General features: G+C 71.6%; 26 protein-coding genes. 8 read left to right on the forward strand and 18 right to left on the reverse strand.

Annotated elements, in window-relative coordinates; translation table 11 throughout:
- The first annotated feature begins 57 nt into the window (after window positions 1-57).
- Window positions 58-309: a hypothetical protein gene (locus tag AC2YHB_RS02780; protein ID WP_036547528.1), complete on the forward strand. Its 252-nt coding sequence runs from the start codon at window positions 58-60 to the stop codon at window positions 307-309.
- Here the strand turns inward: AC2YHB_RS02780 and AC2YHB_RS02785 are convergent, their stop codons facing one another.
- Window positions 310-1,041, reverse strand: coding sequence for a Type 1 glutamine amidotransferase-like domain-containing protein (locus tag AC2YHB_RS02785; RefSeq protein ID WP_179649704.1), 732 nt, complete (start codon window positions 1,039-1,041; stop codon window positions 310-312).
- Window positions 1,042-1,074: 33 nt separating this feature from the next.
- Window positions 1,075-2,580: a tRNA (N6-isopentenyl adenosine(37)-C2)-methylthiotransferase MiaB gene (miaB, locus tag AC2YHB_RS02790; RefSeq protein ID WP_179649702.1), complete on the reverse strand. Its 1,506-nt coding sequence runs from the start codon at window positions 2,578-2,580 to the stop codon at window positions 1,075-1,077.
- A 75-nt stretch (window positions 2,581-2,655) separates the two neighbouring features.
- On the opposite strand from miaB, the gene AC2YHB_RS02795 reads away from it, so the two are divergent.
- The 5 genes from AC2YHB_RS02795 (at window position 2,656) to AC2YHB_RS02815 (ending at window position 6,509) form a co-directional block, all read left to right on the forward strand.
- Complete coding sequence (locus AC2YHB_RS02795; protein ID WP_036547521.1) at window positions 2,656-3,042, forward strand: hypothetical protein; 387 nt, start codon at window positions 2,656-2,658, stop codon at window positions 3,040-3,042.
- A gap of 112 nt (window positions 3,043-3,154) precedes the next feature.
- Window positions 3,155-3,940, forward strand: a complete 786-nt coding sequence (locus AC2YHB_RS02800; RefSeq protein WP_179649700.1) for an amino acid ABC transporter ATP-binding protein — start codon at window positions 3,155-3,157, stop codon at window positions 3,938-3,940.
- Window positions 3,941-3,981: 41 nt separating this feature from the next.
- The gene (locus AC2YHB_RS02805) at window positions 3,982-4,872 is read left to right on the forward strand and encodes a glutamate ABC transporter substrate-binding protein (RefSeq protein ID WP_179649698.1); all 891 of its coding nucleotides are present in this window, start codon (window positions 3,982-3,984) and stop codon (window positions 4,870-4,872) included.
- 81 nt (window positions 4,873-4,953) lie between these two features.
- Window positions 4,954-5,628: an amino acid ABC transporter permease gene (locus AC2YHB_RS02810; protein WP_308645709.1), complete on the forward strand. Its 675-nt coding sequence runs from the start codon at window positions 4,954-4,956 to the stop codon at window positions 5,626-5,628.
- Complete coding sequence (locus AC2YHB_RS02815) at window positions 5,628-6,509, forward strand: amino acid ABC transporter permease (protein WP_179649694.1); 882 nt, start codon at window positions 5,628-5,630, stop codon at window positions 6,507-6,509. Before AC2YHB_RS02810 ends, AC2YHB_RS02815 begins: the two co-directional genes overlap by 1 nt.
- A 24-nt stretch (window positions 6,510-6,533) precedes the next feature.
- On the opposite strand, the gene AC2YHB_RS02820 is transcribed toward AC2YHB_RS02815, so the two are convergent.
- Genes AC2YHB_RS02820 through AC2YHB_RS02830 form a run of 3 tightly spaced genes read right to left on the reverse strand, consistent with a single transcriptional unit; the run spans window position 6,534 to window position 8,746 of the window.
- Entirely contained in the window at window positions 6,534-7,013 is a 480-nt protein-coding gene (locus AC2YHB_RS02820; RefSeq protein WP_036547507.1) for a hotdog fold domain-containing protein, read from the reverse strand.
- A gap of 42 nt (window positions 7,014-7,055) precedes the next feature.
- A complete protein-coding gene (locus AC2YHB_RS02825; RefSeq protein WP_179649692.1) occupies window positions 7,056-7,838 on the reverse strand; it encodes a methyltransferase domain-containing protein in 783 nt (260 codons plus the stop codon).
- Window positions 7,835-8,746 (reverse strand): alpha/beta fold hydrolase, encoded by a 912-nt coding sequence (locus AC2YHB_RS02830; RefSeq protein ID WP_179649690.1) that lies wholly within the window; start codon window positions 8,744-8,746, stop codon window positions 7,835-7,837. Before AC2YHB_RS02830 ends, AC2YHB_RS02825 begins: the two co-directional genes overlap by 4 nt.
- Before the next feature lie 65 nt (window positions 8,747-8,811).
- On the opposite strand from AC2YHB_RS02830, the gene AC2YHB_RS02835 reads away from it, so the two are divergent.
- Entirely contained in the window at window positions 8,812-9,300 is a 489-nt protein-coding gene (locus tag AC2YHB_RS02835; RefSeq protein WP_036547498.1) for a MarR family winged helix-turn-helix transcriptional regulator, read from the forward strand.
- 16 nt (window positions 9,301-9,316) lie between these two features.
- Here the strand turns inward: AC2YHB_RS02835 and AC2YHB_RS02840 are convergent, their stop codons facing one another.
- The 7 genes from AC2YHB_RS02840 to rsmI all read right to left on the reverse strand — a co-directional run bounded on the left by AC2YHB_RS02840 (window position 9,317) and on the right by rsmI (window position 17,026).
- Window positions 9,317-11,146 carry an ABC-F family ATP-binding cassette domain-containing protein gene (locus AC2YHB_RS02840; protein ID WP_179649688.1) on the reverse strand — a complete coding sequence of 610 codons (1,830 nt, stop codon included), beginning with the start codon at window positions 11,144-11,146 and terminating at the stop codon, window positions 9,317-9,319.
- Window positions 11,139-12,044, reverse strand: a complete 906-nt coding sequence (locus AC2YHB_RS02845; protein ID WP_179649686.1) for a 4-(cytidine 5'-diphospho)-2-C-methyl-D-erythritol kinase — start codon at window positions 12,042-12,044, stop codon at window positions 11,139-11,141. The genes AC2YHB_RS02840 and AC2YHB_RS02845 overlap by 8 nt, the downstream gene beginning before the upstream one ends.
- Before the next feature lie 4 nt (window positions 12,045-12,048).
- Entirely contained in the window at window positions 12,049-12,939 is an 891-nt protein-coding gene (gene rsmA / locus AC2YHB_RS02850; protein ID WP_179649684.1) for a 16S rRNA (adenine(1518)-N(6)/adenine(1519)-N(6))-dimethyltransferase RsmA, read from the reverse strand.
- Between the two features lie 110 nt (window positions 12,940-13,049).
- Window positions 13,050-14,141 (reverse strand): resuscitation-promoting factor, encoded by a 1,092-nt coding sequence (locus tag AC2YHB_RS02855; RefSeq protein ID WP_308645584.1) that lies wholly within the window; start codon window positions 14,139-14,141, stop codon window positions 13,050-13,052.
- 312 nt (window positions 14,142-14,453) lie between these two features.
- Window positions 14,454-15,299 carry a TatD family hydrolase gene (locus tag AC2YHB_RS02860; RefSeq protein WP_179649682.1) on the reverse strand — a complete coding sequence of 282 codons (846 nt, stop codon included), beginning with the start codon at window positions 15,297-15,299 and terminating at the stop codon, window positions 14,454-14,456.
- Window positions 15,300-15,309: 10 nt separating this feature from the next.
- Window positions 15,310-16,197, reverse strand: a complete 888-nt coding sequence (locus AC2YHB_RS02865) for an alpha/beta fold hydrolase (protein ID WP_179649680.1) — start codon at window positions 16,195-16,197, stop codon at window positions 15,310-15,312.
- Entirely contained in the window at window positions 16,190-17,026 is an 837-nt protein-coding gene (gene rsmI / locus AC2YHB_RS02870) for a 16S rRNA (cytidine(1402)-2'-O)-methyltransferase (protein ID WP_179649678.1), read from the reverse strand. The genes AC2YHB_RS02865 and rsmI overlap by 8 nt, the downstream gene beginning before the upstream one ends.
- 76 nt (window positions 17,027-17,102) lie before the next feature.
- Here rsmI and AC2YHB_RS02875 point away from each other — a divergent pair, with 76 nt between their 5' ends.
- Window positions 17,103-18,878: a dolichyl-phosphate-mannose--protein mannosyltransferase gene (locus tag AC2YHB_RS02875; RefSeq protein WP_179649676.1), complete on the forward strand. Its 1,776-nt coding sequence runs from the start codon at window positions 17,103-17,105 to the stop codon at window positions 18,876-18,878.
- 141 nt (window positions 18,879-19,019) lie between these two features.
- On the opposite strand, the gene AC2YHB_RS02880 is transcribed toward AC2YHB_RS02875, so the two are convergent.
- From AC2YHB_RS02880 to AC2YHB_RS02905, 6 genes are read right to left on the reverse strand one after another with little or no spacing between them, the layout of a single operon-like run.
- Complete coding sequence (locus AC2YHB_RS02880) at window positions 19,020-19,289, reverse strand: DUF7218 family protein (protein WP_036547480.1); 270 nt, start codon at window positions 19,287-19,289, stop codon at window positions 19,020-19,022.
- A 40-nt stretch (window positions 19,290-19,329) separates the two neighbouring features.
- The gene (locus tag AC2YHB_RS02885; RefSeq protein WP_487353446.1) at window positions 19,330-20,016 is read right to left on the reverse strand and encodes a hypothetical protein; all 687 of its coding nucleotides are present in this window, start codon (window positions 20,014-20,016) and stop codon (window positions 19,330-19,332) included.
- Complete coding sequence (locus AC2YHB_RS02890; RefSeq protein ID WP_179649672.1) at window positions 20,016-21,248, reverse strand: NRAMP family divalent metal transporter; 1,233 nt, start codon at window positions 21,246-21,248, stop codon at window positions 20,016-20,018. Before AC2YHB_RS02890 ends, AC2YHB_RS02885 begins: the two co-directional genes overlap by 1 nt.
- Before the next feature lie 6 nt (window positions 21,249-21,254).
- Window positions 21,255-21,722, reverse strand: a complete 468-nt coding sequence (locus AC2YHB_RS02895) for a hypothetical protein (RefSeq protein ID WP_179649670.1) — start codon at window positions 21,720-21,722, stop codon at window positions 21,255-21,257.
- Entirely contained in the window at window positions 21,719-22,195 is a 477-nt protein-coding gene (locus AC2YHB_RS02900; protein WP_179649668.1) for a DUF6328 family protein, read from the reverse strand. The genes AC2YHB_RS02895 and AC2YHB_RS02900 overlap by 4 nt, the downstream gene beginning before the upstream one ends.
- Entirely contained in the window at window positions 22,192-22,518 is a 327-nt protein-coding gene (locus AC2YHB_RS02905; protein ID WP_179649666.1) for a hypothetical protein, read from the reverse strand. The genes AC2YHB_RS02900 and AC2YHB_RS02905 overlap by 4 nt, the downstream gene beginning before the upstream one ends.
- Window positions 22,519-22,521: the final 3 nt, after the last annotated feature.

The raw sequence follows: 22,521 nt of genomic DNA on the forward strand, positions 1-22,521 counted from the left end.
GCTCCCGCCGGATACCTCCGAGGTGGTGCTCCCGCACACCACGGAGAGGAACAACCCATGAACGGGCAGCTGCCCCCACCGCCCAAGCCGACGGCCGAGCCGCAGGCTCCCCCGCCCGGTGGGCCCAACGCGATCGAGGGCGTCGGCGGCGACGGCGCCTACAGCACCGAGCCGCGCGACCCCGACCCGCTGCGCAACCCGGCCACGGACGAGGAGCTCCCGCCCGAGACGCTCAGCGAGGAGGACACCGACACCGCAGCCACCCGCGGCGACCCGGAGGTCTCGCCCGAGGACGAGTCGCCGGCCTAGCTAGCGAAGGCGGCGCGTCTCGAGCCGGGTCTCGACGACGCCGCCGTCGTCCGCGCGCTCGACGAAGTACGCCGCCTTGCCGTCCACCTCGGTGAGGGCCTCGACGAACTCCGTGCCCCGGTAGAGGACGCCCACGCCGTCGTCGGTGGCGTAGCCGGGGGCAAGCACGCCGTCGCCGACGAGCTTCTGGAAGAGCGGCCGGCGCTGCTCCTCGGAGTCGTAGTGCACGCCGTTGGACCACGGAACCAGGCCGAGCCCGTTGGTGATCGGTCGCAGCTCGGGCCCGAACGAGTCGGTGGTGCCGCCGGTGTGCCAGCAGATCGAGCCGGCGGAGACGCCGGTCAGCACCACGCCGGCCTGCCACGCCTCGCGCATGATGTCGTCGACCCCGTGGAGCTCCCACATCGCGAGCAGCCCCGCGACGCTGCCACCCCACACCCAGATCACGTCCTGCGCGAGGAGGTGGGCGCGCACGTCCTCGACGTTGGGCATCGGAAACAGCTGCACGTGGCTGGCGTGGAAGCCCGCCTCCTGGGCCATGTCGTAGAAGTCGCGGACGATCATCGGCGCGTCACCGCAGGCCGTCGCGAGGAAGCAGACCTTGGGCGCGCGGCCGTCGACGCCAGCGAGGTCGACGGCATGACGCGTCAGCGGGCCGACACTCCAGCGCGTCCGTGCGCCAGGAACGATGCCGCCCGAGGTTGCGAGAATCGTTGGATCATTCGCTGGCATCGCCCCTGAACCTAGCCCAGCGCCGTCACCTGCTCAACCGCAGGCGGGCGCCTCGGGCAGCGGGGCGGGTACGCCGACCGACGGCATCCCGAGGCCGACGGCCGGTCCGGCGGCCGGGGGCTCCGTCGTACGGCGCTCCCACGCGTCGCCCGAGCGGGTACGCCGCAGCGCGCGCACGGGCCCGTCCGCGACCAGGTGGTGCGGGGCGGCGTAGGTGACCTCGACGGTGACCATGTCGCCGGGCCGCGGCTCGCCGTCGACCTGCGAGAAGTCGGCCTCGAAGTGGACCAGGCGGTTGTCGGGCGCGCGCCCGGAGAGCCGGTGCGTCTCGGCGTCCTTGCGGCCCTCGCCCTCGGCGACCATGAGCTCGAGCTCGCGGCCGACGAACTGCTTGTTCTCGTCCCAGGTGATCTCGTTGACCAGGTCGACCAGCCGGTTGTAGCGGTCGGTGACCTCGGCCTGCGGGACCTGGTCGTCGAGCTCGGCGGCGGGCGTGCCGGGGCGCTTGGAGTACTGGAAGGTGAAGGCGCCGGCGAAGCGCGACTCGCGCACCACCTTCAGCGTCTCCTGGAAGTCCGCCTCGGTCTCACCGGGGAAGCCGACGATGATGTCGGTGGTGATCGCGGCGTCGGGCATGGCGGCGCGGACCCGCTCGATGATCCCGAGGAACTTCTCCTGCCGGTAGGACCGGCGCATGTCCTTGAGCACCTTCGACGAGCCGGACTGCAGCGGCATGTGCAGGCTGGGCATGACGTTGGGCGTCTCGGCCATCGCCTCGATGACGTCGTCGGTGAACTCCGCGGGGTGCGGGCTGGTGAAGCGGACCCGCTCCAGGCCCTCGATCTCGCCGCAGGCCCGCAGCAGCTTCGAGAAGGCCTGCCGGTCACCGAACTCGACGCCGTAGGCGTTGACGTTCTGCCCGAGCAGGGTGATCTCGGAGACGCCCTCGGCGACGAGCGCCTCGATCTCGGCGAGGATCTCGCCGGGCCGGCGGTCCTTCTCCTTGCCACGCAGGCTGGGGACGATGCAGAAGGTGCAGGTGTTGTTGCAGCCGACGCTGACCGACACCCAGGCGGCGTACGCGGACTCCCGCTTGGTCGGCAGCGTCGAGGGGAACACGTCGAGCGACTCGAGGATCTCGACCTGCGCCTCCTGCTGGACGCGCGCCCGGTCGAGCAGCGCGGGCAGGGAGCCGATGTTGTGGGTGCCGAAGACGACATCGACCCACGGCGCCTTCCTCACCACGGTGTCGCGGTCCTTCTGCGCCATGCAGCCGCCGACGGCGATCTGCATCCCGGGCCGGCTGGCCTTCACGGGCGCGAGGTGGCCGAGGTTGCCGTAGAGCCGGTTGTCGGCGTTCTCCCGCACCGCGCAGGTGTTGAACACGACCACGTCGGCCTGCTCACCCTCGGCGGCGGCGAGGTACCCGGCGTCCTCGAGCAGGCCGGAGAGGCGCTCGGAGTCGTGCACGTTCATCTGGCACCCGTAGGTGCGGACCTCGTAGGTCCTCTGCTCGGTGGGGGCTGCGGTGCTGGTCATGGCAGGAAAAGGGTACGGCGGCAGGGGGCCGCCGCCCGAATCTCGATCACGGCGCCGGTGTCATAGTCTCGGCGCATGGCTGACACCGCTCCCCCCGGCTTCGTCGCCCGCCACAACCAGGTCATCGGCAGCATCCTGAGCATCGTCGCCCTCGCGGTCGCGGTCCTGCTGGGCGCCGGGCTGATGTTCGGCACCGACACCCGCGGCGTGCGCGCGATCCTGACTGTGCTCACGGTCGCCGGCGGCACCTTCACGCTGCTGCTCCTCGCCATCGGCGGCGGGCTGCGCGCGGTGACGCCGACCGGCGTGTGGGAGCAGGAGGAGGCCGAGTGGCGCCGCGACATGGGCATCACCGCCGCCGACGAGCCGGTGCCGTCGCGGGCCGGCCGGCTCGCCGTACCCCTGGCGGTGGGGGCGATCGCGCTCGGGCTGGCACTCAGCGTGGTGCCGGCGGTCTTCTGACGCCGACCGGCTCCGGCCGGACCATCGGATGCGATCAGCGCTCGTCACGAAATGATCTCTTCCGCCTGTCGCACTAGCCGGTGGGACGGATCACCCGCTAGCGTCCGAACGCATGACCGTCTCCGATGACGCAGCGGTTGATCTCGGCAAGGCTCGCTCCGGCGAGCCGCTCGTGGAGCTGCACGGCGTCCAGAAGTGGTACGGCGAGCTGCATGTCCTCCAGGACATCGAGCTCACCGTGACCAAGGGCGAGGTCGTGGTCGTCATCGGCCCGTCCGGCTCCGGCAAGTCCACGCTCTGCCGCACGATCAACCGGCTCGAGACCGTCGACCAGGGCGACATCAAGGTCGACGGCAAGCCGCTCCCCCAGGAGGGCAAGGCCCTCGCCGCGCACCGCGCCGACGTGGGCATGGTGTTCCAGAGCTTCAACCTGTTCGCCCACAAGACGATCCTCGAGAACGTCACGCTCGGCCCGATCAAGGTGCGCAAGACGCCGAAGGCCGAGGCCGAGGCGCGCGCGAAGGAGCTGCTCGACCGGGTCGGCGTCGGGCACCAGGCGGCGAAGTACCCCGCCCAGCTCTCCGGTGGGCAGCAGCAGCGCGTCGCGATCGCCCGGGCGCTCGCGATGGAGCCGAAGGTGATGCTCTTCGACGAGCCGACCTCGGCGCTGGACCCCGAGATGATCAAGGAGGTCCTCGAGGTCATGGTCGACCTCGCCGAGCGCGGCATGACGATGATCGTGGTCACCCACGAGATGGGTTTTGCCCGCACCGCCGCCAACCGGGTGGTGTTCATGGCCGACGGACGCATCGTCGAGTCGGCCGACCCGGAGAGCTTCTTCACGAATCCGCAGAGCGATCGCGCCAAGGACTTCCTCGGCAAGATCCTCAAGCACTGACCCGTTCGAACCAGATCTCGGCAAGGAGAGGACAAAGAAGGATGCGACTGAGGAAGGCCTTTGCGGCCACCACTGCGGGCATCGCGATCGCTGCCGGGTTGGCAGCGTGCGGCGATGCGGGGAGCGACGACGAGGGACGTGACGTCGACGCGAAGAGCGACTGCGACAAGAAGTTCGACGAGGGATCGCGGATGGCCGAGCTGGCCAAGGCCGGCACGATCAACGTCGGCCACAAGACCGACCAGCCGGGCGTCGGCTTCCAGGGCGCGACGGACGACGTGCCGAAGGGCTTCGACATCGAGATCGCCAAGCTGCTGATCGCCGACCTCTGCATCGACCCTGCCAGCGACAAGGTCAACTGGGAGGAGACGATCTCCGACAACCGCGAGCCCTACCTGGAGTCGGGCAAGGTCGACATCGTCCTGGCGTCGTACTCGATCACCGACGATCGGCAGAAGGTCGTCGGCCAGGCAGGCCCCTACATGGTCACCGGCCAGCAGGTCCTGGTGAAGGAGGACAGCGACGTCACCGGCATCGACGACCTCAAGGGCAAGGAGGTCTGCTCCGTCACCGGATCGACCTCGCTCGAGAACGTCAAGGCCAAGGGCGCCAAGGGCGTCGGCGCCGACTCGTACTCCGAGTGCGCGGAGAAGGTCCTCGACGGCACCTACGAGGCCATGTCGACCGACGGCACGATCCTCGCCGGGCTCGCCGCCCAGAACGAGGGTCAGCTCAAGGTCGTCGGCGACCAGTTCTCCACCGAGAACATCGGCGTCGGCTACGGCAAGGACCACCCCGAGATGTGTGAGTGGATCGACGGTGTCCTCAAGGCGGCGTTCGAGGACGGGTCGTGGGCCGAGGCGTTCGAGCTGACGCTCGGGCCATCGGGCGTCGAGACGCCCGAGCCGCCCACGCTGCAGCCCTGCAAGTGACCCACGCATGACTCCGGAGCTGGGGCCCGTCGCAGGACGGGCCCCAGCTCCCCGGACGGAGAGGGGATCCCGTTGAGCGCAGTGCTCGACAACCTCGACGAGTTCTTCAAGGGATTCGGATACACGCTGGCCCTGTTCCTCGTGTGCGCCGTTGCTTCCCTGGTTCTGGGCACCCTGCTCGTCGCGATGCGCGTGGGCCCGATCGCCGTGCTGCGTTCGCTGGCCGCGGTCTACGTGTCGGTCGTGCGCAACACCCCGCTGGTCCTGATCTTCATCTTCTTCCACTTCGCGGCGCCGATCATCGGCATCAACTTCAGGTGGGTGCAGGTGCACATCGGCAGCTACGACTTCACCTCGGCGTTCGCCACGGCGTTCGTCGCGCTGAGCCTGTACACCGCGTGCTTCGTCTGCGAGGGCCTGCGCTCCGGGGTCAACGCGGTGCCGATGGGCCAGGCCGAGGCCGCGCGGGCCATCGGCCTGCCGTTCAGCGGCGTGATGACCCAGGTCGTGCTCCCCCAGGCGATCCGCGCGTCCGTGCCACCCGTCGCGAGTGCACTCATCGCGATGCTCAAGAACACCTCGGTCGCCGCGATCTTCTTCCTCGCCGAGGCCACCGCGACCATGCGCGGCCTGACCAACGACTACAGCAGCCAGCGGATCGGGATCTTCCTCGCCTTCGCCATCGGCTACATCGTGCTGGTCGAGATCGTGTCGATGATCTCGCTGACCTTCGAACGACGCTGGAGGATCGCCTGATGGCCGCGAGTGTCCTCTTCGACGCCCCCGGTCCCGCCACCCGGATGCGGCACCGGATGTACACCGCGATCGCATCGGCGGGCATCATCGCCGCCGTCGTCTACGCGGTCGTGAAGCTCAACAACGACGGCCAGTTCGAGTACGGGCTCTGGGAGCCCTTCGTGACGCCGGACTACCTCAGCGCCCTCATCCTCGACGGCTTGGTCGACACGGTGACCATGGCGGTGTTCGCGATCATCGGCGCCGTCGTCTTCGGCTTCCTGTTCGGCGTCGCCAAGATGTCCGACCACGCCTTCATCCGCTGGCCGGCATGGGTCGTCGTCGAGTTCTTCCGCGCCATGCCCGTGCTGCTGATGATGTTCTTCGTCTTCTACATGTGGTTCATCTCGGTACAGGGCAGCTTCCTGTGGATCGACCAGCGCTCGGGGTTCTTCACGGTGGTCATCGCACTCACCTGCTACAACGGCGCCGTGCTCGCGGAGGTGGTCCGCGCCGGCGTCAACGCCGTGCCGAAGGGGCAGGCGGAGGCGGCGTACGCGATCGGCATGCGCAAGACCCAGGTCATGACCATCATCCTGTTGCCGCAGGCCGTGAAGGTCATGCTTCCGGCCATCATCAGCCAGATGGTCGTCGCCCTGAAGGACACCAGCCTCGGCTACGCCGTCGCCGCGCCCGGCCTGACCAGGGTCGGCCAGTCGATCTACAAGGAGTTCCACAACCAGGTGCCGACGGCCATCGTGCTGGCGGTTCTCTATGTCGGGCTCAACCTGCTGCTGACCCTGCTCGCGACCTGGATCCAGAGGCGCTTCGTCGGCGAGAAGAAGATCGACGTCGTCTCCGTCGCGGCAGGGATCGACAACGACCGGGGCGGGCCTGTCTGACCGGCGCGGCCCCGGCCGAGTCGCCTACTTCTTCTTCGAGGTCACCCAGAGCGTGATCGTGCCCTCGATGACGACGGTGCCGTCGGCGAGCTCGCCGCGGACCCGCACGGGCAGGTCGCCCTCGGCGGTGTCCCACTGCTCTTGGTCGGTCTCGGCGATGCAGGTGACGTCACCGGTCGCCTTGGCCGTGTAGGAGATGCTCATGCCCTTGGGGATCCACCGCTTGCTGCTGGGGATCGTCGACTCGGCGAGGCCGCCCATCGCCATCTCGAGGCCGTTGCACATGGCGATCGCGTGGACCGTGCCGATGTGGTTCTGCACGCTGCGCCGCTTGGGGATCACGACCTCGCAGTGGTTGGGCCCCATCTCGGTCACCCGGGGGTGGATGGTCGCGAAGTAGGGCGCCTTCTGCGCGAAGGCGATCGAGAAGACGCGCTTGCCGATCGTGCCGCCGACGACGGGGAGGCCGGTGGTCGTCTTCCAGAGGTTGTGCACCTGAGTCATGGGTCGAGATTACTCGCGAGTAACAAAGCCGGGCAAGGTGTTCTACGGCACGCGCGCGACGACGAAGATCCGCCGGAAGGGCAGCACCACGCCGTGGCCGTCGTCCGGGTACGCCGCCCGGAGCCGCGCCTTGTACTCCTCCTCGAAGCGACCGCGGAGGTCCTCGGGCAGGGCGTGCAGGATCGGCCGGGCGCCGGTGCCGGAGACCCAGGTGAAGACCGGGTCCTCCCCGTGCAGCACATGGAGGTAGGTCGTCTCCCACGCATCGACCTCGCAGCCCAGCGCCTGGAGCGCGCGAAGGTAGGTCACGGCGTCGTGTGCGCCGACCCGGGCGGCGCCGGCCGTGTGGACGTCGTACGGCGGCTCGGCGGCCAGCTCCGCGAGGAGGGTGTGGCTGGGAGCGAGGTGGTTGCCGGGCACCTGGAAGGCGAGCCAGCCACCGGGTGCGACGGCCTCGGCCAGGGCGGGCAGGAGGTCGAGGTGCTCGGGCAGCCACTGGAGGGTCGCGTTCGAGACCAGGACGTCGACCTGGCCCGGCTCGGCCTCGCGCAGCCAGTCCCGCAGGTCCTGCCTGTGGAAGACCACGCGCTCCGCGGCCGGACTGTCGGAGGCGGCGCGCACCATGTCGGCACTGGAGTCGACACCGGTGACCGCGGCAGCAGGCCAGCGATCGGCCAGGAGGGAGGTGAGGTTGCCAGGACCACAGCCGAGATCGACGACGACCCGCGGGTCGGTGGCGTCGATGCGCGCGACCAGGTCGACGAAGGGGCGTCCACGTTCGCCGGCGAACGCGAGATAGCGACCCGGGTCCCAGGTGCTGGTCACGAGCGGGCCGCCGCTCGCTCGTGGAGGTACTCGAGGATCCGGGCGTTGACCACGTCGGGCCGCTCGAGCTGGAGGAAGTGCCCCGCGTCCTCCACGACGGCGACCCGGCTGCCGGCGGGCAGCCGGTCCCCGATCCGGGCTGCCCAGCGCGCGTCGAGGCAGCCGTCGTCGGCGCCCTGCAGGAAGAGCAGCGGCACCTTTGGCGCGCCGGTCCAGTCGCGGGCCAGCGGCTGGTAGCGCGCCGGCAGCCGCCAGGTGCGCGGCTGGGCGCGGTAGTAGCCGATCGCCGCGGAGCGGTGGGCGTCGTCGGGCAGCGCGGCCGCGAGGTGGGCGAGGTCCTCGGTGGCGTCGAAGCCGGGCGACCAGCGCCGCCACAGGTGGGCGACGAGCCGCTCGAAGGTGCGCTCGGGGAGGCCGGGCAGCTGGTTGAAGAGGGTGTACCAGCTCATGCCAGCCTGCCGCGGCAGGATCCGCAGCCAGCGGGTCAGGTCGTCGCTGCGCGGGTTCATCGCGGAGAACGGCGGGACCGCGAGCGAGACGACGTCGGCGAACGGGTTGGCATCGGACGCCGCGATGCCGTTGGCCGTGATCGCGCCCCAGTCGTGCCCGACGAGCAGCGCGCGGTCGTCGCCGTCGTACGCGCGGTGGAGGGCGAGGGCGTCGTCCATCAGCGCCGGCACGTGGTAGCTGCCGTCCGCCGGGATCCCGCTCGGGGCGTAGCCGCGGGTGAACGGCGCGACGACGCGGTAGCCCGTCGCGGCGAGCTCCGGGCCGAGGTGGCGCCAGGTGTGGGCGGTGTCGGGGAAGCCGTGCAGGAGGACGGCGAGCGGGCGTGCCGTGTCGTCGACCTCGCCCCACACGAGGCTGGTCAGGGTGATCCGGTCGAGGGCGGTGGTGCGCTGGTCCACGGCCCGACCCTATGCCCTCAGTATCTTGACATCAAGATTCTCGACGCATCGGATAGGGTGCTGCCATGCGGGACGAGGTGGACGACCTGGTGGAGGCGTGGGCGCGCGAGCGTGACGACCTCGACCTCGGTCCGGTCGCCGTGTTCAGCCGGATCTCGCGCCTCGCGCACCACGTCGACCGCGCGCGGCGCCAGGCGTTCACGGCGCACGACATCGAGTCGTGGGAGTTCGACGTGCTCGCCGCGCTGCGGCGGGCAGGGCGGCCCTACGAGCTCTCCCCCGGGCGGCTGCTGCGCGAGACGCTGGTGACGAGCGGGACCATGACCAACCGGGTCGACCGGCTGGCCACCCGCGGCCTGGTCGAGCGCCACCCCGACCCCTCGGACCGGCGCGGCGTGCTGGTGCGCCTCACCCCCGAGGGCAAGGAGGCCGTCGACGGCGCCTTCGCGGCGCTCCTCGACGCCGAGCGGGACCTGCTCACCGGGCTGTCCGAGAAGGACCAGACCGAGCTCGCCGACCTGTTGCGGCGCCTGCTCGTGCCGTTCGCGGACTGACGGTCGCGCGCTCGGGCTACTCCAGCAGCTCCGCGGCTTCCAGCCACTCGAGCTCGGCGGCTTCCTTCTCCTCGTGCAGCTCCCCGAGCGCCTGGGAGATCTCCGTGAGCTTCCCGGGGTCGGACGCGTGGGCCGCCAGCTCCGCGGTGAGCTCCGCCTCGCGCTCGGCGAGCCGGGCGAGCACCTTGTCGAGGCGGGCGACCGTCTTCTTCGCGGCCCGCTCCTCGGCGGAGCCGGGCTTGGCCGTCGATCTCGATCCGCCGGCTGGTTCCTCGCCGGCTACCCGATCAATGACGGGACCAGCAGGTGCCGCGGGCGGCGGGGCGACCTCGAGGTGCATGGCCTGGGCCCGGCGCTCGAGGTACTCGTCCACGCCGCGCGGCAGCATCGAGATCTGGCCGTCGCCGAGCAGCGCCCAGACCGAGTCGGTGACGCGCTCGAGGAAGTAGCGGTCGTGCGAGACCACGACGAGGGTGCCCGGCCAGCCGTCGAGGAAGTCCTCGAGCACGTTGAGGGTCTCGATGTCGAGGTCGTTGGTGGGCTCGTCGAGGAGCAGCACGTTCGGCTCGGTGAGCAGCAGTCGCAGCAGCTGGAACCGGCGTCGCTCGCCGCCGGAGAGGTCGCCGACCCGCGCGGTGAGCTTGTCGCCGGTGAACCCGAAGCGCTCGAGCATCGACGTCGCGGAGATCTCGCCGTCCGCCGTACGGGTGACCCGGCGGATTCCCTCCACGGTGGCGAGGACGCGGGCCTCCGGGTCGTCGAACTCGACGGCCTGCGAGAGGTGCTGCAGGGCGACGGTGCGGCCGTGCTTGACCCGCCCGACCTGGGGAGCGGCCTCGCCGGCGAGCAGGGACAGGACCGAGGTCTTGCCGGCGCCGTTGACGCCGACCAGACCGACGCGGTCGCCGGGCCCGAGGCGCCAGGTCGCGTGGCTCAGCAGCTGGCGGGTGCCACGCGAGAAGTCGACGTCCTCGACGTCGATCACGTCCTTGCCGAGCCGCTGCGCGGCGAAGCGCTGGAGCTCGAGCCGGTCGCGCGGCGGCGGGACGTCCTCGATCAGTGCGTTGGCGGCGTCGATGCGGAACTTCGGCTTCGAGGTCCGGGCGGGTGCGCCGCGGCGCAGCCAGGCGAGCTCCTTGCGGACGAGGTTCTGCCGGCGTACCTCCGAGGCCGCGGCCTGGCGCTGGCGCTCGGCCTTGGCGAGCACGAAGGCGGCGTACCCGCCCTCGTAGCTGTCGACGACGCCGTCGTGGACCTCCCAGGTCTGCTGGCAGACCGCGTCGAGGAACCAGCGGTCGTGGGTGACCACGACGAGGGCGGACGGACGGGCGGCGAGGTGGGCGGCGAGCCACGCGACCGCCTCGACGTCGAGGTGGTTGGTCGGCTCGTCGAGGATCACCAGGTCGTGCTCCCCCAGCAGCAGGCCCGCCAGGGAACATCGCCGGCGCTCCCCACCGGACAGGCCCGCGACCGCGCGGTCGAGGTCGACACCGGCGAGCAGGACGTCGACGATCTCGCGCAGGCGGGCGTCGGCGGCCCACTCGTGGTCGGCCTTGCCCTGCAGCACCACCTCGCGCACGGTGTGGGAGTCATCGAAGTCGTCGTGCTGGGCGAGTACGCCGACGAGGAGCCCGCGCTGGCGCGAGACCCGGCCCTCGTCCGGCTCCTCGGCTCCGGTCATGATCCGCAGCAGGGTCGTCTTGCCGTCGCCGTTGCGTCCGACGATGCCGATCCGCTCGCCGGCGGCGACGCCGAGGGAGACGTCGGAGAGCAGGGGACGGACGCCGTAGGCCTTCGAGACCCGCTCCAGGTTGAGCAGGCTCCGGCCTTGGCCGGGATCAGGCATAGGTCACCACGTGGGCTCCGGCGACCGGGCCCGGCGCGATCGTGCACCGGAAGCCGCGCTCGGTCAGGTCCGCCACTGCGCTCCGCGCCTCCTCGACGTCCTCGTACAACATCAACAGGGTCGGGCCCGAGCCGGACAGCAGGACGCCGTCGGGTCCGAGGATCCTCAGCTGGGCCTCGACGTCGACGAGGTCGGGGCGCAGGTCGCGCGCCGCGGGCCACAGGTCGTTGTGGAGCAGGGCACCGACCTCGTCGGTGTAGCCCTCGGCGAGCGCGTCGACGAGCGCCTGGGGCACCGGGGGGTCCGCAACGGCGTCGGGCGCGAGCACGTCGAAGTGCCGGTAGACGGCCGGCGTCGACAGGCCCTCGTCGGAGAGGACGACGACCCACCACACCGAGCTCCGGTCGGGGATCGGCGTCACCACCTCGCCGCGCCCGGTCCCGAGCGCGGTGCCGCCGAGCAGGGCGAAGGGCACGTCGCTGCCGAGCTCGCCGGCGATCCGCAACAGGTCCTCGTCGCTGGTCTGCAGGTCCCACAGGCGGTCGAGCGCGAGCAGGGTCGCTGCGGCGTCGGCCGACCCGCCGGCCATGCCGCCCATCACCGGGATGCCCTTGGCGATCGTGATCCGCGCCGCCAGGTCGAGGCCGTGGTGGGCGACGAGCGCGCGACCGGCCCTGATCGCGATGTTGTCGTCGTCGAGCGGGACCCCGTCGATGGGGGCGGTCAGCCCGACCGACCAGTCGGGCGCGTCGGCGACCGTCACGTCGTCGTACAGGCCGACGGCCTGGTAGATCGTCGCCAGCGGGTGGAAGCCGTCGGCGCGTGGGCCGCCGACGCCGAGGTGGAGGTTGATCTTGGCGGGCGCGCGCACGGTCACCCGGTGGGTCGGCTCGACCATCGCCTCACTCATCGGCGCCGCCCGGCACCACGGCGTGCTCCTGGAGCGCGATGGTCAGCGCGACGAACTCGTCGATGCCGAGCGCCTCGCCCCGCGTCAGCGGGTCGATGCCGGCGGCGAGGAGCGCGGCCTCGGCCGGTCCCGACCCACCGGCCAGGTTGCGCAGGGCACCGCGCAGGGCCTTGCGCCGCTGCGCGAAGGAGGCGTCGATGACCGCGAACACCTGCTCGCGGGTGACCTCGTCGGTCGGGGGCGCGTGGTGCGTCCACGCGACCAGCCCGGAGTCGACATTGGGCGCGGGCCAGAAGACGTTGCGTCCGATGGCGCCGGCACGGCGGACGTCCGCGAACCACGCGGCCTTGGCGGACGGCACGCCGTAGGTCTTGGACCCCGGTGGGGCGGCCAGCCGGTCGGCGACCTCGGCCTGGACCATGACCAGCCCGTGCTCGAGCGACGGCAGGAGCGCCATGAGGTGCAGCAGCACCGGCACCGAGACGTTGTAGGGCAGGTTGGCGACGAGCGCCTGCGGCGCCGGACCCGGTACGACGTCGACCGTCAGCGCGTCCGCGAGCACGACCTGGAACCGGTCGGCCTGCGCGGGCGCGAACGCGGCGATGGTCGAGGGCAGCTCGGCCGCCAGCAGCGGGTCGACCTCGATCGCGGTGACCGTGGCGCCGACCTCGAGCAGAGCAAGAGTCAATGAGCCGAGCCCGGGCCCGACCTCGACGACGACCTCGCCGTCGACGACCCCGGACTCGCGCACGATCCGGCGCACGGTGTTGGCGTCGATCACGAAGTTCTGCCCGCGCTGCTTGGTCGGGCGCAGGTCCAGCCGCGCGGCGAGCTCGCGGACCTCGGCCGGGCCGAGCAGGCGCGGCGCTGAGGTCTCGGTCATGGGCTCAAGCGTAGGGCCCGCGGGCGCAGAAGCCCGCGCTCGCCCGTGCGGGGACGCCGACGGCGAGCGGACCAGGGGTCCGCTCGCCGTCGGTGGGAGGTGCGGGTGGCTCAGCGGGGCAGGCCCAGCGAGGCAGCGCAGCCCGGCCAGGCGCCGTAGCCGCCGGACGCATCGCGGACCTTCGTCGCGATCGCGATCTGGGTCTCCCGGGAGGCCTGGTGCGGGTAGCCGGTGCCGCCGTAGGCACGCCACGTGCCGACGTTGAACTGCAGGCCGCCGTAGTAGCCGTTGCCGGTGTTGATCGCCCAGTTGCCGCCCGACTCGCACTGCGCGAGGCGGTCCCAGACGGTGTTGCCACCGGCGAAGTTGGCGGCGACGGACTTGGTGCCGACGTGGACGACCTCGGCGCGCGGCGCCCTGGTGACGTCCTGGGTCAGCACGATCCGCTTGACGACGTCGCCGTTGCGGACGATGACGCGGTAGGTCACGTCGCGGACGCCGTCGACGCCCTCGGTGACGACCTTGCGCTCGCCCTCGTACATCGAGTCGTCCTCGACCTCCTTGACCGGAGCGGGCACGACCTCGTCCTCGACGCGGCGCTTGCGCTGCGCGATGTCGGTGAAGACGATGCGGTCGCCGTCCTCGACCTTGGCGGTACGGGCGGGCCGGACCTTGTCGAACTCGTCGAGCTCGACGCCGACCTCGGCGAGGGCGTCCTCGACGGTCAGCGCGGGGACGGTGCGGGTGACGGCCTTCTTGCCGGCGAGCTCGAGGACGAGCTTCTTCGGGGTGATGACCTCGATCTCGGCGCCGCCGCGGTCGATGTCCGCGCCACGGCTGGTCGAGAGCCGGCTGTCGGCGTACACGACGCCGATCTGGGCGAGTGCGCCCTCGACGTCGGTGGCGGTCACCCAGTGGGTGGAGGTCGTGCCGTCGACGGTCAGCTCAATCGGCCGGCTGTACCGGACGGAGATGCGGTCGCCGCTCTCGATCTCCTCGTCGACGCTGGGCTGCACCACGTCACGGGAGGCGAGCTCGATGCCTTCGGCGTCGAGGACGTCCTGGACGGTGTCGCCGAACGTGCTGACGGTGCGCTCCTTGCCGTCGACGGCGAGCGTGACCTCGGTGGAGAGCGAGGTGTAGCCATAGGTCACCGTGGAGACCGCGAGGAGGACCCCGACGATCGTGGCGACGAGGGCCACGCGGCTCTCGGTCAGCTTCTGGACGATTCCCCGCAGGGACTGGGCAAGGTGAGGGCGCGCAACTCGCACGATTCTCCGATGTTCGAACTCCCCGGGCCTCGGTCGACCAGTGCCTCCCGGAGAGTGTGCCCGCACGCGAGCGGCCCCCCAGAACCCGAGAGAAACTGGTCGGGATGCTGCTGTCCGATCCCGGCCGTCGCATCTACCAGAACAAGAGCAAGCGCGGATCGCAACTCCTGAGAGCCCTCTCCACGCTCAGCGGGTGACCCGTCTCACGCCGTTTTGCTAACTTTTGTTAGCAGTGGCGAGGGCTCACCAGCCGCCGCTGAAGGCCCGCTCGGTGTTCGCGTCGACGGCCGCGCAGAGCTCGCCGAGATCCTCGCCTCGCTCGGCCGCCATGAGCCGCATCGTCACCGGGACCAGGTACGACGCGTTGGTGCGACCGCGGTACGGCGCCGGCGTCAGGTAGGGCGCGTCGGTCTCCACGAGCAGCCGGTCCTGCGGGGCGATGCGGAGGGCCTCGCGCAGGGGCTCGGCGTTCTTGAAGGTGACCGTCCCGGCGAAGGACAGGTGGGCGCCGCGGTCCAGGCAGGCGCGGGCGAAGTCGGCGTCGCCGGAGAAGCAGTGCATCACCCAGCGCTCGGGCACGCCCTCGGCGTCGAGCACCTCCAGCACCTCGTCGTGGGTGTCGCGGTCGTGGATCACCAGCGTCTTGCCGAGGCGCTTGGCGATGTCGATGTGCCGCGCGAAGGACTCGACCTGGACGGCCCGGCCGTCCTCGCCGGTGCGGAACGCGTCGAGGCCGGTCTCCCCCACCGCGCGCACCTTGTCGTGCGCTCCGGCCAGCTGCTCGATCTCGTCCCACGCCGCCTCGAGCGCCGCCCGGCCACCACCGGCGAGGATCCGCGGCGCCTCGTTGGGGTGGAGCGCGACGCCGGCGACCAGCGCGGTGTGCTCCGCCGCTGCCGCCACCGCCCAGCGGGCGCCGGGCAGGTCGCAGCCGATCTGCACGATGCGGGGTACGCCGACGGCGGCTGCTGCCGCGATCGCCTCACCGGCGTCCCGGGCCGGCTCGCCCCGCCCGATGTCGAGGTGGCAGTGGTTGTCGACGACCGGATGGGGCAGCGGCTCGGGGGCGGGCGGCCTCTCGTCGCTCACGACCGGGCGCTCACGACCGGGTGCTGGCCGAGCCCAGCCGGTCGAGGATCGCCTCAGCCAGCTCGTCCGGCGCCTGCGTCGGGATCCAGTGCGAGACGCCCTTCAGCTCGACGAGGCGGTAGGGACCCTCCACCCAGCGGTGGTTGTTCTCCGCGCTCCAGCGGCCGACGGCGATGTCACCGTCGCTCCACACCAGCGTCGTCGGGACCGACACCTTCAACCGCATGTCGCGGGGCTTGTTGAGCGGCAGGGCCCGGTACCAGCCGAGCGCGCCGGGCAGCGCACCGTCGTCGACGATCTCGCGCTGCACGCGGTCGAGGTCCTCGCGCGTCATGCCCGACGCCGCCAGCTGGCGGTCCGACGCCTTGCCGAGCCGGCCCACGACCAGCTCGGGGATCATGGGCACCTGGAAGGCGAGCATGTACCAGGACTTCAGCACCTGTCCCGAGCGCGCCATCGCCGTCACGAAGGACATCGGGTGCGGCACCGACACGGCGGTGAGGGTCGCGACGCGGTCGGGGTGCTGCTGCGCGACGCCCCAGGCGACGACGGCGCCCCAGTCGTGGCCCACCACGTGCACCCGTCCCTCGGGACCGACCGCCGCGTCGACCAGCGCCATCACGTCGGCGACCAGCTCCTCGATCCGGTAGTCACGGCGCCGCTTCGGCCGGGCACCGCGCGAGTAGCCGCGCTGGTCGATCGCCAGCGTGCGGTAGCCCGCGTCGTGCAGCTGCGGTGCGACCAGCCGCCACGAGCTGGCCCGCTCGGGGAACCCGTGGAGCAGGACCACGACCTCGCCGTCGGCCGGACCGTCGTCGTACACGTCGAAGGTGAGGGAGTCGCGTCGGACCGTCGTGATCCGCCCGGTCCCCGAGATCGTGTCGGGCTTGTCAGTCATCGATGTGCACCACCTGGTAGACGTCGCGTTTCGGGATCCCAGCCTGTACGGCGACCGCGGCGATCGCGTCCTTGCGCCGCATGCCGGACTCCTCGAGCCCGGCCACGGCAGCGCGCAGGCTCGCGGGATCGGTCGCCACGGCTGCTGCGGGGTCGGCGCCGGCGACGACGATCGTCACCTCGCCGCGGATGCCGTCGGCCGCCCACGTGACCAGGTCGCCGAGCGGGCCGCGGCGTACCTCCTCGTGGGTCTTGGTCAGCTCGCGGCACACCGCCGCGGCGCGCTCGGCCCCGAACACGTCGCGCATCGCCTCCAGGGCGGCCTCCGTGCGGTGCGGCGCCTCGAAGAAGACCATTGTGCGCTGCTCGGCGCCGAGGTCGGCGAGTCGGCGGGAGCGCTCGCCAGCCTTGCGCGGCAGGAAGCCCTCGAAGCAGAACCGGTCGACCGGCAGCCCCGAGACCGCCAGCGCGGTCAGCACCGCCGAGGGGCCGGGGACCGCGGTCACCCGGATGCCCGCCTCCACGGCCGCGGCGACCAGCCGGTAGCCGGGGTCGGAGACGCTCGGCATGCCGGCATCGGTGACGAGCACGACCCGATCACCGTTGAGCAGCGCCTCCACGAGGGACGGCGTGCGCGCGGACTCGTTGCCCTCGAAGTAGGACACCACCCGGCCGCCGAGCTCGATGCCGAGGTCGGTCGTGAGCCGGCGCAGCCGTCGGGTGTCCTCCGCCGCGACGACGTCGGCGCCGGCCAGCTCCGCGGCGAGCCGTGGCGGCGCGTCGCCCGCCTGGCCGATCGGCGTGCCCGCGAGGACGAGGACTCCAGTCACGGCTCCATCCTTGCAGCCGGGTCTCGGGACGGTTGCTGCGCAACCTCCTCGACCACCGGAGCTAGGCTTCCGGACCGTGACCGTCGCCGAGGAGGAGGCCCGCACGTCCGCGGGCCCACGCAGCCTGACGACGCTGTCCACGACGGCGACCGGGCGACGCGTTCCGCACGCCATCGACCGGGCGCTCGGCCCGCTCCGGGGCCTGCGCGGCCGCGACCGGCTGGTCGGCTGGCTGGGGCCGCTGGGCGTCACGCTGCTCGCGCTCGGCCTGCGGCTGGTCCACCTCGGCGACCCGGACCGGTTCGCCTTCGACGAGACGTACTACGCCAAGGACGCGTGGTCGCTGCTCAACAACGGCTACATCCAGACCTACCTGACCGACGTCGACGGCAACACCAAGACCGACATCAACGCCGACATCCTCGCCGGGCACACCCAGGGCGTGTGGACGGGCGAGCCGTCGCTCGCCGTGCACCCCGACGTCGGCAAGTGGCTGATCGCGCTCGGCGAGAAGGCCTTCGGCATGGACCCCTTCGGCTGGCGGATCGCGTCGGTGGTCGCCGGGTCGCTGATGATCCTGGTCCTGTGCCGGCTGGTACGACGCCTCACCGGCTCCACGATGCTCGGCTGCGTCGCCGGCCTCCTGCTGATGCTCGACGGCATGCACTTCGTGCTGTCCAGGCTGGCGCTGCTCGACATCTTCCTCGCGCTCTTCCTGCTGTGCGGCGTGCACTGCCTGGTCGCCGACCGCGACTGGCTGCGCCGCAGGCTGGCCGCCCGCGCCGCGCTCACCGCCGACGGCACGCTGCACGGCTGGGGCGGCCGGATCCTGTTCCGGCCGTGGCTGCTGGCCGCGGGCGTCTGCTTCGGGCTGGCCGTCGGGACCAAGTGGACGGCGCTCTACCCCCTGGCCGCGTTCGGCGTCCTGTGCTGGGTCTGGAGCGCGGGCGCGCGGCGGATGCTCGGCATCCGGTGGGCCGTGGCGAAGGGGGCGCTCGCCGACGGCGTACCCGCCTTCCTGCACCTCGTGGTCGTGGCCGGCCTGGTCTACATCGCGACCTGGGGCGGGTGGTTGGCCCACGCGCACGAGTACGAGGAGCACCTCAGCTCGACGCAGTACCGCCAGTACACCGGCCACGGGCACTGCGCCAAGGACGACGACTCCTACGTCGCGACCGACCTCGACGACTCGAGGAAGTGGCCCACCGCGACCGAGAAGGACGCCCACGGCATCGGTGAGGCGTGGCAGTCGCTGCGCTCGCTCTGGTACTACCACCAGGACGTCTACACCTTCCACACCCACTTCCTGAACTGCTCCGAGCACTTCTACGAGTCGAAGCCGTCCAGCTGGCTGCTCATCAACCGTCCGGTCGGCGTGGCCGTCACCAACGACATCTCCCCCGACGCCGAGGGCTGCGACGCCCCCGCGAACAGCGACTGCATCAAGCAGGTCCTGCTGCTCCCCACTCCGGTGCTGTGGTGGGGCGGCGTGGTCGCGCTGCTCTTCGCGGTCGTGATGTGGATCGGCGCGCGCGACTGGAGGTACGGCCTCGCCGTCGTCGGCGCGCTGTCGACCTGGCTGCCCTGGATGCAGTACGACGACCGGCCGATCTTCATCTTCTACGCGATCGCCGTCCTGCCGTTCACCGTCATCGCCCTCACCCTCGCGATCGGCACCATGATCGGCCCCTCCCGGCTGCCCTCGGCCCGTCGTACCGCCGGGGTGATCGTGAGCGGTGCCTTCGTGATCCTGGTGATGCTGAACTTCGCGTGGTTCTGGCCGATCTGGACCAACCAGATGCTGACCCACAGCGAGTGGCTGAACCGGATCTGGTTCACCCGCTGGGTCTGATCATGGGCGCGAGCGCGTCTCCGCCGCAGGTGGGGGCAGCAAGCTGCCGGAGGCGCGGCTCCCGCCGCGCTGCCGCGCTCGCGGTTGCCTCCGGTGGAACCCACGCCCGCCTGGCGGCAAGCCTGCCGTCTGCCCGGGAGCTCAGTGGTTGCGCAGGGCGTCGATGAGCTCGCCCTTGTTCATCGACGAGCGGCCCTCGATGTCGAGCTCGGCGGCCCGCTCGTGCAGCTCGTCGACGGTCCAGTCCTCGTAGTCGCCGGCCTTGCCGCCACGACGGCCGATCTCCGAGGCGCCCTCGGACTTCGCCGCGTTCGAGATCCGGGCGGCCTTCTCCTTGCTGGCGCCGTCCTCGCGGAGCTCCTCGTACATGTCGGGGTTCTTGATCCCCGGGCCGTGCTTCTTGCCGGGCATGGCGTCCTCCGTCCGTGGGGTCTCTGCTTCTCCCCAGTCGCTACCCGAGGAGGGGGGTGACAGACGCCCGGTCGGAGACGCGGACTTCGCGCTGGGCCACGTCGACCTCGACGCCCGGGCCCATCGCGACCACCCGCGCGTGCCGGTGCAGCCACCGCACCAGGTCCGCGACCAGCCACGGGCCGGGCTCGCTCCGGCGGTCGTAGCCGAGCAGGGCGCCCGGCCGGCCGGGTCCGACGATCAGCGCGTCCACGACGGTACGACGCCCGTCCGGCACGGAGACCATCCGCGCGTCGAGCACCCGGGCGCCGCGGTGCAGGCCGGCTGCGGCCGGCGCGACCACCGGTAGCTCGAGCAGCTGCCCCAGCCGGAGCCGGTCCGCCCCCGCCTCGCCCTCGGCGCGCGGCCGGAGCAGCCCGGCCCGGGGCACGGACAGGTGGACCTCGCTGGTGACCTCGGCGACCAGGTCGAGGTCGATGACGTCGGGCACCGACCGGTGCGCCTGGGCGTCGAAGACCCGCGCGTGGGTCCGCGTCAGGACGCCGCCCAGGTGCGGGCCGAAGCGCGGCAGCAGGGCCGGCAGCCCGACCAGGATCCCGGTGGGGACGAGGGATCCGTCGGGTGCGGTGGCGATCTCGATGTCGTCCACCTTGCACACCAGGCGGCCCTCGCTGTCGACGACCTGCCGGTCGAGCAGGTGGAGCGCGGCGTCGTACGAACCGGTCATCAGCCCTGTCCCATCGAGGTCGCGATGATCAGCGGGATCGCAGCGACGGCCGCGACCACGATGACCACCAGGTAGACGAGGCCGAGGAGGTTGGCGAGGCGCCCGTTGCGGTGCTCGCCGAGGTAGTCCGGGTCGTTGGCGACGACGAGGATCGGGAAGTAGGTCAGCGGCAGCGCGACCGCGGAGAAGACCACCGAGATCTCGGTGACCATGATCGGGTCCACCCCGGTGAGCAGCACGCCGGCGGCCAGCACCGTCATGACGAGCAGGATCACGTGGAAGCCCGCCGCCTCGGGGGTCCGGACGTACTTGCCCCACTGGAAGCCGAAGTACTGCGCCAGGCTGTAGCCCGTCGACAGGCCGGTCTCGCACGCCGCACCGAAGGTGGCCGCGAAGAAGCCGAGCACCACCACGGCCAGCCCGACCTTGCCGAGGGCGACCGCGACGGGAAGCCCCACCTGGCCGAGCGTCTCCACCGCGATCCCCTGCGGCATCAGCACGACCGCGGCGCACCCGGCGATGGCGACCGACAGGATGCCGCCGAGCGGGAAGCCGATGAGGACGTTGGCGCGCATCACGCCGATGTCCTTGCTGGTCCACCGCTCCTCGACGCCGCCGCTGGAGAAGAAGAAGACCTCGTAGGGCGTCATCGCGGCGCCGAAGAGGGCGACGCCGAAGAAGGCGTAGGTCGCCCACGACTCGGCTCCCGGCTTCTCGGCCGGCGACAGGGTCGAGGCCAGCTCACCCCAGTCCGGGCCGAGCTGCCACAGCGCGACCGCGAAGCCGATGAGGGTCAGGCCCAGCAGGCCGAGGACGTTCTCGATCGACGAGAACTTCGCCCGCCACAGGACGATCCACACCGCGGCCGCGACGAAGGGCACCAGCAGCACGTGGTTGACCGAGCTCACCAGCTGCAGCGCCAGCGCCACGCCGCCGATCTCGGCGATGAAGGTCAGCAGGGTGACCAGCATCGAGCCGACCAGGTTGAGGAAGCCCATCCGCGGCCCGAGCCGCTCGCGCACGAGGTCGAAGGTCGCCCGCCCGCTCACCGCGGCGATCCGCCCGGACATCTCCGCGAAGACGCAGATGCCGACCACGCCGAGCACCACCACCCAGACGAGGGACAGTCCGAAGCGGGCGCCGACCTGGGCGTTGGTGACCAGGTCCCCGATGTCGACGAACCCGCCGATGGCGGTCAGCACGCCCAGCAGGACGTTGAGGTAGCGCTTCACGGCACCTCACCACCGGCTCTCGGCCCGTTCGAGCCGGTCCGCCGCGCGGTCGAGCGCGACGAGGACCGCGCGGTCGTCGTACCGTCCGTCGACGGCGTGCTGGCGCGCGTCCTGCACCGCCGTGGCCGCCTCGTCGAGCAGCGCCTCGAGGTCCTCGGCGTCCTGGTCGCGGCCGGCGGGCACCTGCAGCCGGGACGTGTCGTCCTGCACGGTGCCCATCGCCTTCTCGGCGTCCGCCACCAGCACCACCGTGTACGACGACCAGGTCCGCTCCTCGTGCGCGGTCTCGACCGCGAGCCGTGCGGTGGCGACCTCGCTCGTCGCGTCGGTCACCGCCTGCCGCGCCTCCTGGTCCCACGCCGCCACGTCGGGCTGACCCACCAGCGAGCAGCCGGACGTGGTGGCGAGGACGGTCACCAGGAAGGGCACCAGGAAGGGCACCACGACGGCGGTCGTACGCCAGGCCCGCATCATCGCTCGCGGTCCCGCAGGGTGAACGGGACCGCGGCCCACAACGCGATGAAGGCCAGCGCGACCGCCGCCGCGGCGATCGGTGCGGCGGATCCGCCGAGGACCACGTCGAAGACGAGGTAGACGACGGCCGCCGAGACAACACCCAGGCCGACGATGCCGCCGAGGCAGCACAGGTGGGCCGCCCGGACCAGCCAGTCCCGCTCCCCCTGCCGGAAGAGCAGGCGGTGGTAGCAGACGGGCGCCACGATCGTGCAGGTGGTGATGACGGCACCGAGGAGGATCCCGAGGTACAGCCGGTGCTGCCCAGCGGTCAGGTCGTGGAAGCGCTCGGTGAACGGCACCGTCAGCAGGAAGCCGGTGAGGATCTGCACGCCGGTCTGCATGACGCGCAGCTCCTGGAGCAGCTCGCCGAGGTTGCGGTCGAGCTGCCGGGGCGGCCGCTGGTGGTCCCCCAGCGTCGCCGGGGGCGTCACGCGCGGTCCTCCTCCACGTCCTGCACGCGCGGGTAGGCGTCGTCGTCCTCGTCGGCAGGCGAGCCGTCCTCCTCGTCGACGACGGCCTCGGGGTCGAGGTCCTCCTCGTCCACGACGGCCTCGGGGTCGCCGTCCGCGACGTGGTACTCCTGCGCCGCGTCGACGTCCTCGTCGCCGGTGCGCGCGTCCGGTCCCGCGGCGCCCTCCTGGACGTCGTCGTCGAAGGGGTGACCGGCGACCGCGTCACCGGGCGTCACCGGACCGGCCGCCTTGCGGCTGGACACCTCGGACAGCTCTCCGGAGTTCTTGTCTTCACCAGGCATGGA

The organism is Nocardioides sp. SRI_004 (assembly GCF_057586415.1).

What these genes read in the sequence shown, in the direction of transcription:
- AC2YHB_RS02780 (WP_036547528.1), top strand. Translation starts at nt 58, where the DNA reads ATGAACGGGCAGCTGCCCCCACCGCCCAAGCCGACGGCCGAGCCGCAG.
- AC2YHB_RS02785 (WP_179649704.1), bottom strand. Translation starts at nt 1,041, where the DNA reads ATGCCAGCGAATGATCCAACGATTCTCGCAACCTCGGGCGGCATCGTT.
- miaB (WP_179649702.1), bottom strand. Translation starts at nt 2,580, where the DNA reads ATGACCAGCACCGCAGCCCCCACCGAGCAGAGGACCTACGAGGTCCGC.
- AC2YHB_RS02795 (WP_036547521.1), top strand. Translation starts at nt 2,656, where the DNA reads ATGGCTGACACCGCTCCCCCCGGCTTCGTCGCCCGCCACAACCAGGTC.
- AC2YHB_RS02800 (WP_179649700.1), top strand. Translation starts at nt 3,155, where the DNA reads ATGACCGTCTCCGATGACGCAGCGGTTGATCTCGGCAAGGCTCGCTCC.
- AC2YHB_RS02805 (WP_179649698.1), top strand. Translation starts at nt 3,982, where the DNA reads ATGCGACTGAGGAAGGCCTTTGCGGCCACCACTGCGGGCATCGCGATC.
- AC2YHB_RS02815 (WP_179649694.1), top strand. Translation starts at nt 5,628, where the DNA reads ATGGCCGCGAGTGTCCTCTTCGACGCCCCCGGTCCCGCCACCCGGATG.
- AC2YHB_RS02820 (WP_036547507.1), bottom strand. Translation starts at nt 7,013, where the DNA reads ATGACTCAGGTGCACAACCTCTGGAAGACGACCACCGGCCTCCCCGTC.
- AC2YHB_RS02835 (WP_036547498.1), top strand. Translation starts at nt 8,812, where the DNA reads ATGCGGGACGAGGTGGACGACCTGGTGGAGGCGTGGGCGCGCGAGCGT.
- AC2YHB_RS02840 (WP_179649688.1), bottom strand. Translation starts at nt 11,146, where the DNA reads ATGCCTGATCCCGGCCAAGGCCGGAGCCTGCTCAACCTGGAGCGGGTC.
- AC2YHB_RS02845 (WP_179649686.1), bottom strand. Translation starts at nt 12,044, where the DNA reads ATGGTCGAGCCGACCCACCGGGTGACCGTGCGCGCGCCCGCCAAGATC.
- rsmA (WP_179649684.1), bottom strand. Translation starts at nt 12,939, where the DNA reads ATGACCGAGACCTCAGCGCCGCGCCTGCTCGGCCCGGCCGAGGTCCGC.
- AC2YHB_RS02865 (WP_179649680.1), bottom strand. Translation starts at nt 16,197, where the DNA reads ATGACTGACAAGCCCGACACGATCTCGGGGACCGGGCGGATCACGACG.
- AC2YHB_RS02880 (WP_036547480.1), bottom strand. Translation starts at nt 19,289, where the DNA reads ATGCCCGGCAAGAAGCACGGCCCGGGGATCAAGAACCCCGACATGTAC.
- AC2YHB_RS02885 (WP_487353446.1), bottom strand. Translation starts at nt 20,016, where the DNA reads ATGACCGGTTCGTACGACGCCGCGCTCCACCTGCTCGACCGGCAGGTC.
- AC2YHB_RS02895 (WP_179649670.1), bottom strand. Translation starts at nt 21,722, where the DNA reads ATGATGCGGGCCTGGCGTACGACCGCCGTCGTGGTGCCCTTCCTGGTG.
- AC2YHB_RS02905 (WP_179649666.1), bottom strand. Translation starts at nt 22,518, where the DNA reads ATGCCTGGTGAAGACAAGAACTCCGGAGAGCTGTCCGAGGTGTCCAGC.